This is a genomic window from Thiohalocapsa sp., assembly GCF_019695415.1.
Taxonomy (GTDB): Bacteria; Pseudomonadota; Gammaproteobacteria; order Chromatiales; family Chromatiaceae; genus Thiohalocapsa.
Window position 1 is genome coordinate 23,421 of sequence record NZ_JAIFKJ010000258.1, and the last position, 7,769, is coordinate 31,189.

The 7,769-nt window shown below is 66.2% G+C and carries 7 protein-coding genes; 2 read left to right on the plus strand and 5 right to left on the minus strand.

The window, feature by feature from the left end; genetic code table 11:
• Positions 1–15: 15 nt before the first annotated feature.
• Positions 16–882, plus strand: a complete 867-nt coding sequence (locus I6U14_RS07435; protein ID WP_296898147.1) for a hypothetical protein — start codon at positions 16–18, stop codon at positions 880–882.
• Between the two features lie 25 nt (positions 883–907).
• On the opposite strand, the gene I6U14_RS07440 is transcribed toward I6U14_RS07435, so the two are convergent.
• The 3 genes from I6U14_RS07440 to I6U14_RS07450 form a co-directional block, all read right to left on the minus strand.
• Positions 908–1,345 (minus strand): GNAT family N-acetyltransferase, encoded by a 438-nt coding sequence (locus tag I6U14_RS07440; RefSeq protein WP_296898148.1) that lies wholly within the window; start codon positions 1,343–1,345, stop codon positions 908–910.
• 128 nt (positions 1,346–1,473) lie between these two features.
• Complete coding sequence (locus I6U14_RS07445) at positions 1,474–2,598, minus strand: cupin domain-containing protein (RefSeq protein ID WP_367115643.1); 1,125 nt, start codon at positions 2,596–2,598, stop codon at positions 1,474–1,476.
• Positions 2,599–2,678: 80 nt separating this feature from the next.
• Positions 2,679–3,614, minus strand: coding sequence for a DMT family transporter (locus I6U14_RS07450; RefSeq protein ID WP_296898150.1), 936 nt, complete (start codon positions 3,612–3,614; stop codon positions 2,679–2,681).
• Positions 3,615–3,927: 313 nt separating this feature from the next.
• On the opposite strand from I6U14_RS07450, the gene I6U14_RS07455 reads away from it, so the two are divergent.
• Complete coding sequence (locus I6U14_RS07455) at positions 3,928–4,527, plus strand: OmpA family protein (protein ID WP_296898152.1); 600 nt, start codon at positions 3,928–3,930, stop codon at positions 4,525–4,527.
• A gap of 129 nt (positions 4,528–4,656) precedes the next feature.
• Here I6U14_RS07455 and purB read toward each other — a convergent pair whose 3' ends face one another.
• Both purB and I6U14_RS07465 read right to left on the minus strand, forming a co-directional pair.
• The gene (purB, locus tag I6U14_RS07460; protein WP_296898153.1) at positions 4,657–6,024 is read right to left on the minus strand and encodes an adenylosuccinate lyase; all 1,368 of its coding nucleotides are present in this window, start codon (positions 6,022–6,024) and stop codon (positions 4,657–4,659) included.
• Between the two features lie 180 nt (positions 6,025–6,204).
• Positions 6,205–7,769, minus strand: a 1,565-nt coding sequence (locus I6U14_RS07465; RefSeq protein WP_296898154.1) for an aconitate hydratase AcnA, incomplete at its 5' end; no start/stop codon positions are given.

Genomic DNA, 7,769 nt, shown 5'->3' on the forward strand with positions numbered 1-7,769 from the left:
TGCTGCATCAGCGCCTTGTCCACACGCAGCAGCGCGCTGCTGGTGCTGCTCTCAGCCCTTCTGGCGGGGGGGTGCGCCGGCACAGGCGGCAGATCCGGCGACACGGATGCCGCCCTGCCGGCGGGCGCGGACCGCGACGAGCTGCTGACTTCCATCGCCGCCTGCCATCTGCGCCGCGTGCTGCAGAATGAGGACCGCGGCGCCACCGATGCCGTTGTGATCGCTGCCATCGAACAGTATGGCTTCGAGGTCGAAGAGATGGTGGAGCGCGCGAACGCCATTACCGTCGCAGCGGCCGGTGATGCAGCGGCGCGCGCCTCGCTGCGGCGACTTGCCGGCAACGCCTGTGAGCGTCTCGCGGCGCTCACAGGCGCCGCGCCTGGGCTGGTGCGGTTCGATCGCTCCGGCAACATCGGCAACACCTGGGTGGTGGTAAACGGGGAGATATACGAGGGCTTTGCGGATGAGGTCATCGACACTCTGCGTCGGGAGAAAGCCGTCGGGCTGCTGATCTCGAGCCCCGGGGGGTCCCTGTATGAAGCGCGGCGACTCGGGCGCTACCTGCGTCAAAACGGGCTACGGGTGGGCGTTCAAGACGTTTGTACCTCCGCCTGCGTGGATGTGCTGGCCGGTGGCATCGAGCGTTACGTGACCCGCGGGGCCAAGCTCGGCATTCATCAAAGCAAGGTGCCGAAGCACCTCAGCAGCCACGAGGGCGGCCAACTGTCGGTGGTGGCGGCGGCGCTCTACCTGCGGGAGATGGGCATTGACGACACGGTGGCGCTGGCGGCTGCGTCTGTGCCCAACGACAGTATGTATTGGATTTCCGTCGGCGAGGCGCTTGAGACCGGACTCGCGACCAAGTTGGTCGACGCGTTCTGAGGCCGGCCGGCGGCTCCCCGGGCGCTCAGGGGGTGCGCATGCGCTGATGCGCGATGCCGGCCTCCTCGAAGACCTCGCCGTCCGGCTCGAAGCCAAGCGTACTATAGAAGGGCAGGGCGGCAAGCTGAGCGTTCAGGAATAGGCGTTCGTTGCCGTCGGCACGAGCGATGCGCAGCAGCTCCAGCAGCAGGGCGCGGCCGACACCCCGGCGGCGATGCTCGGCGAGAACCGCCATGCGTCCGATCTGGCCAGACGGCAGCAGCCGCGCCGTGCCAATAGGCCTACCATCGCCATCCTCCGCCAGCAGGTGTACAGCGTCGGCATCGAGGCCGTCCCACTCCAGCGTCTCGGGCACCCCTTGCTCGCGGACGAACACCTGCCGGCGAATGGCGTTGAGTGCCGCGTTATCCCGCTCCCACTGCGCGCGGCGAATGCGAAACACGGGGCGATTGTCCTGGGGCATAGCGTTGTTGCTTACTGCTGACGCGGTCGGCGCCGATATGGTGCAACCGATGGATTGAGGAGGTTCGATTCAAGGGTGGCGACGCTGAACGTTCGATGAAAGCGTCGGCGCCAGCTGTCGCGCGTAAGTCAGGCGTGGGATGCGACATCCGGCGTCAAGAAATGGCCGGAATTGAACAGCGTTGTGAGCAACTGGATACAGCGTGGCTCGTGTAACCAGGGCGCCGCTGCGGCCATCTCCAGCGCCGGGCGGCGGCAGAGGGCTGCCAGGAAGCCGGCGTGGCCGGCGGGCAGCGCATGGCAGTCGCCATTGGCGAAGAGTAAGTCCTCGTCGCCGCTCCCCAATGCGGGCAGGAACAGCAGCCGCGAGGCGCCGTCGCGGGGCAAGCAGCCTTGGGCCAGCAGCAGCGCCAGCACCTCTCGGGCGGGCCAGGGCGGCTCCGGTGGCAGCAGCACGACGTTGGGCTTGGGCTCGGTGAGATAGGTCCCCAGCCATCGGCGGAACAGCTGGTCGTCCGCGCCGGTCAAGATCGCCTTGATGCGCTCGCGGATGATGGCCGTGACGTCCGCCGGCAATTCGGCGGGCTCCGCCGGCAGGTGCATCTCCGGTGGGTCCCGCCAACGCCCATCGTCCGCCAGCGTGTCCACTGCGTGCTGGAGCCAGTCAGCCGCCAGCTCCCGCCATGCGGGTGCCCGTAAGCCGACGGACCAGGTCATGCAGGGTCCTTCGGCCGTGCCCCAGTGCGGCACGCCCGGCGGCAGATAAAGGACGTCACCCGGCCCGAGCACCCAGTCCTGCTCCGACTCGAAGCGCTCAAGAATCCGCAGGTCCAGGTCCGGCACCAGCGCCGACGGTGGGTCTGGACGGCTGTCGATGCGCCAGCGACGCCGGCCTTGCACCTGCACCAGGAAGACATCGTACTCATCGAGATGCGGCCCCACGGAGCCGCCGTCCTCTGCCCAGCTCACCATGATGTCGTCGAGGCGCCACTCGGGCAGAAAATCGAAGGCGGCGAGCAAAGCGGCAACCGTGGGTACATGCTTGTCCACGTCCTGGACCAGCAGCGTCCAGTGCGTCGCCGGCAGCTGCGCGAAAGCCGCTTCGTCGAACGGGCCGTGGCTCACTTGCCACGGCCGCTCCACGCCCTGCTCGCACACGATGCGAGCCTCCACCTCGGGCTCGCAGGCGAGTCCGGCGAGCTCGTCTGCCGTGATGGGCGAGGTGATGCCCGCAAGCGCACCGCGCAACAGCATTGGCCGGCGCTGCCAGACCTCCGCCAAAAAGCGCCGGGGGTTCAGCCCCGGTGGCCATCGAAGCCGGACGGGTACCATGGTTACAGTTCGGCCCTGGGGCCGCCGTTGGTCGCTGGCGTCGGCTGCCCAATGGCGACGCCGCTGGTGCTGCGGCGCACGGCGCGGGTGGCGAGCAAGCCAGCCGCCGCGATGAGCAGCGTGCCGGTGATGGTGGCAACGGTGAGCGGCTCATCCCAGATGAGCCAGCCATAGGCCGCGCCGAACACAACAGCCGAGTAGCCGAATACCCCCATGCGAGACGCCGGTGCCAGGGAGAGCCCGCGCGTCAGGGCCAGCTGGCCGAGGGTTGCGGCGATGGCGATGCCAAGCAAGCCAAATCCCGCCGCAGGCGAGGGTGTCTGCCAGGCCCAGATGAGCGGGACGGCGGAGATCGCGGCAGCGATCAGGGCGAAGTAAAAGACAATGCGCGTGGGAGGCTCGCTGGCAGACAGCCGCCGCACCGTCACCTTCGCGAGGGCCGCCAGCACGCCGCCGAGGAGCCCGATGAAGGCCACCGGGGAGACCCTGATGCCTGCCTCTGTAAAACTTGGGTCCAGGATGACCGCGACGCCGGAGAAGCCGATGCCGAGCGCCAGCGCCAACGCCGGCGTCACCCGCTCATGCAGCCAAAGCACAGCGATGATGGGCATGAAGATCGGTGCCGTAAGCTTGAGCAGCATCGCGTCCGCCAAGGGCATGGCGGCAATGGCGTAGAAGAAGCAATACATGGCCGCGACACCTGCGCCGGCACGCAGCAGGTGCAGGCCCGGCACCGTCGTGGCCAGGTTGCCGATGCCGCGGTGCGCGAGCCAGGGGAGCAGCAAAACCAGGCCGAGGATGTTCCGCGCGAAAACGATCATCGTGTTATCAAGCTCGTCGGACACGAGCCGAATGCCCACGCCCATGCTCGCAAAGCAGAGCTCGCCGAGCACGATAAAGGCGGCGCCGCGGATCAGGGGTTGTGAGCGATGGCGCATAATTGGGGTCTTTGTCGCAAAAGAGCGACAGTTGTATGACTAACGGGTGACTTCATGCTCCCGGAAGATATTGTTCAGAAAGCAAGTTGTGCTCAGGACACACACGCGATGATGCAAGAAAACCGAAAATCCAAAAAAGTTGTACGAATGCCGCTCACATTCGCTACACTATCAGAGCCGATCCCTGTACCACCGCCCGGTGTGCGCGCCGCTGCAAAACAAGCCGCTGGCGACAAGCCAATGCATAAGGGACGCTTGCAGCGGCACACACCACTGCCTATTTTGTCATCACGCAACACTCTGGGAGTCTAAGATGCGACACCTCACCACCCTGCGGACCCTGGCGCTGGCGCTGCCGGCGGCCGCAGCCCTCAGCTTCAATGCCATTGCCCAGGAACCGGACGAGACCTACTGGTACGCCTCGGGTGATCCCACCGTGCCGGACGGCCAGCTCTGGGCCACCAGCTATGGGGAGTGCTGGCAGTCGGAAGCGCCGGACGGCCCCACCAACCTGCCGCCCTGCCAGATGGAGGTCCGGGACCCGCTGGTCCTGCGCATTCAGTTTGCGCTGGACCGATACGGCCTTGACGATATCCTGAACCCGGGGGTCCTCACCGATCTCGACCAGTATATCCAGGAGGTCAAGGACTCCCCGCGTCGGGAGCGCTTGGTCATCGGTGGCTTTACCGACAAGCTCGGCAGCTGGGAGCATAACCTGGCCCTCAGTGAGAACCGCGCCAACACGATTCGCAACTACATGATCGACCAAGGCATCCCAGCGAGCGACATCGCGCGCGTGACCGGGTTCTCCTGGGATGTTCCCACCGATTTTCAGGTCGGAGACCTGGGTCCGCTGGAGAACAACCCGCTGCGCCGCCGCGTCGTGGTGCTGGAAGTACCGGAAGTGATGTAAGCGGTCTGCGCCTGGCTTGCACAGCCGGGCCGCTGCGCAACTCACGCCCGCCGCGCGTCGCGCGGCGGGCTTTTTTGTGCCAGCAGCGCTGATGGCATATCTGACTTGGGTTCGAGTGACAGAACGCGCTCAGACCGCCCGCGCCTGCTGAGCGGCATTGCCAATGTAGCTCGCCGGGGTCAGGGCCTTGAGCTCGGCCTTGGCGTGCTCAGGGATCTTAAGGGTGTCGACGAAGGCGGCAAGTGCTCCCGGGCCGATGCGGCGGCCGCGGGTCAACGCCTTGAGCTTCTCATAAGGCTGCTCGATACCATAGCGGCGCATGACGGTCTGTATGGGCTCGGCGAGGACTTCCCAGTTGGCGTCCAGGTCTGCGGCGAGGCGTTCAGGGTCGGCCTCCAGTTTGCTGATGCCCTTTTGTGCTGATTGCAGCGCGATCAGGCTGTGGCCCAGGCCAACGCCGAGGTTACGCAGCACCGTGGAGTCCGTCAGATCCCGCTGCCATCGGGAGATGGGGAGCTTCTCTGCTAGATGCCCGAGGATCGCATTGGCGATGCCCAAATTGCCCTCGGCGTTCTCAAAATCGATGGGGTTGACCTTATGCGGCATGGTGGAGGAGCCGACCTCGCCGGCGACCGTCTTCTGCTTGAAGTAGCCGAGTGAGATGTAGCCCCAGACGTCGCGGCAGAAGTCCAGCAGCACGATGTTGAACCGGGCCTGAGCGTCGAACAGCTCGGCCAAGTAATCATGCGGCTCGATCTGCGTCGTGTAGGGGTTCCAGGTGAGGCCCAGGGACTCGACGAAGTCCCTCGCCATTGCAGGCCAATCCACCTCCGGATAGGTCGCCAGGTGGGCGTTGTAGTTGCCCACGGCGCCGTTGATCTTGCCCAGCAGATGGACGCCCGCAACCATATTGCGCTGGGCGCGCAGGCGGTGCACGACATTGGCCATTTCCTTGCCAAGTGTCGTCGGTGAGGCCGGTTGGCCGTGGGTGCGCGACAGCATGGGCTGCTCAGCATACCTGTGCGCAAGGTCGCGGACGGCGTCGATGATTGCATCCATTGCTGGCAGCAGGGCGTCCTCACGCGCGGCACGGAGCATCAGCGCATGGGCGAGGTTGTTGATGTCCTCGCTGGTGCAGGCGAAGTGGATGAACTCCGACACCGCGGCCAATTCCGCATCGTCTGCCACCTGCTCCTTCAGGAAGTACTCCACCGCCTTGACATCATGATTGGTGGTGCGCTCGATGGTCTTGATGCGCGCGGCATGGTCCACCGAAAAATCGTCGACGATGGCATCGAGGCGCGCCCGCGCGGCGTCCGCAAGCTCTGGCACCTCGACGATACCCGGATGCCCCGCAAGCGCCTGCAGCCAGCGTACCTCTACCATCACCCGATGGCGGATCAGGCCGTATTCGCTGGCCACCGGGCGCAGCGCCTCGGTCTTGGCGCCGTAGCGGCCGTCGATGGGGGAAATGGCGGTGAGGGTGGAGAGGTCCATGGATGTTCGGAGGGCGAGGTTTGGAGGCTGATGAGGTCTTGGGGGGCTTCTCGAAGGCTGATCAGCAGCTCTTCTCTGGTCCGCTCCTGTGCGTTGGCGTCTGGGATATCCTCGATCCAGCGGCTACACCAAATCGCCGTCGCGCTCCGCGACGGGGTCCCCGCGGGTAGGTAGCGCTGCCTACGCGGCCAGCTTCCGCAGCACATAGTGCAGGATGCCGCCGTGCTGGTAGTACTCCACCTCGTTGGGGGTGTCGATGCGCACGCGGGCCTGGAACTGCCGGGCGCCGCCGTCTGAACCGGTTGCGGTGACCGTGACCTCCTTGGCGCGCCCGTCGTCCAGGCCTTCGATCGTGAATGACTCATAGCCCGTGAGCCCCAGGGACTCGGCGCTGTCGCCCGGCTGGAACTGCAGCGGCAGCACGCCCATGCAGACCAGGTTGGTGCGGTGGATGCGCTCGTAGCTCTCGGCGATCACCGCCCGCACGCCCAGCAGCCGCGGCCCCTTGGCTGCCCAGTCGCGGGATGAGCCGGAGCCGTACTCCTTGCCGGCGATGACAATGGCAGGCACGCCCTCGGCCTGGTAGCGCATGGCGGCGTCATAGATCGACATCTCATCGCCCGAGGGCTGGTGCAGGGTCACGCCCCCCTCAGTGCCCGGCGCCATCCTGTTGCGCAGGCGAATGTTGGCGAAGGTGCCGCGCATCATCACCTCATGGTTGCCGCGGCGGGAGCCATAGGAGTTGAAATCCGCCGGCTGCACGTCGTGCTCTATGAGGTAGCGCCCGGCCGGGCTGTCCGCCTTGATATTGCCGGCGGGCGAGATGTGGTCGGTGGTCACCGAGTCACCGAGCAGGGCCAAGCAGCGGGCGCCTTCGATGGCCGCCACGGGCTCCGGCTCCATGGTGATGCCTTGGAAGTAGGGCGGCTCCTGCACGTAGGTGCTGCTCGTGTCCCAAGCGAAGGTCTTGCCCGCCGGTGCCTGGAGGCCCTGCCAACGGGCATCACCCTTGAACACATCGGCGTAAGTCTGGAGATAATCGTCCTTGCCGAGGAAGCTCGCCACCGTGTCAGCCACCTCGCCCTGGGTGGGCCAGATATCGCGCAGATACACCGGGTTGCCGTCTTTGTCGTTCGCGAGCGGCTCCTGGTAGGGGTCGAAGTCCATGCGCCCGGCGATGGCGTAGGCCACCACCAGCGGCGGCGAGGCCAGGTAGTTCATGCGCACCTCGGCATGCACCCGGCCCTCGAAGTTGCGGTTGCCGGAGAGCACGGATGCCACGGTGAGATCCCCGTCGGCAATGGCCTTGGAGACCTCCGGGCGCAGCGGGCCCGAATTGCCGATACAGGTGGTGCAACCGTAGCCCACGACGTGGAAGCCGAGCGCCTTGAGCGGTTCCATGAGCCCGGCGTCTTCCAGGTACTTGGTGACCACCATGGAGCCCGGCCCTAGCGAGGTCTTGACCCAGGGCGGCACCGTCAGGCCGCGCTCCACCGCCTTCTTCGCCACCAGGCCGGCGCCGAGCATGACGCTCGGGTTGGAGGTGTTGGTGCAGGAGGTGATGGCGGCGATGACCACAGCGCCGTCGCCAAGCTCCACCGGCTGCGCGTCGATACTGGTCTTAACGCCCGGAGTGGTCTCCAACCCGCGCTCGGCATTGACCCCCCTGACCGCCGCCACGACGCACGCGTTACCATCCGCACCCCACACCCCGACCTGCCGTCGCCGAGGACCGGCCCGGCACG

Bases quoted from the DNA above. Each gene is read 5' to 3' on its own strand.
- I6U14_RS07450 (WP_296898150.1), bottom strand. From the start codon at position 3,614: ATGCGCCATCGCTCACAACCCCTGATCCGCGGCGCCGCCTTTATCGTG.
- I6U14_RS07445 (WP_367115643.1), bottom strand. From the start codon at position 2,598: ATGCTGTTGCGCGGTGCGCTTGCGGGCATCACCTCGCCCATCACGGCA.
- I6U14_RS07440 (WP_296898148.1), bottom strand. From the start codon at position 1,345: ATGCCCCAGGACAATCGCCCCGTGTTTCGCATTCGCCGCGCGCAGTGG.
- purB (WP_296898153.1), bottom strand. From the start codon at position 6,024: ATGGACCTCTCCACCCTCACCGCCATTTCCCCCATCGACGGCCGCTAC.
- I6U14_RS07455 (WP_296898152.1), top strand. From the start codon at position 3,928: ATGCGACACCTCACCACCCTGCGGACCCTGGCGCTGGCGCTGCCGGCG.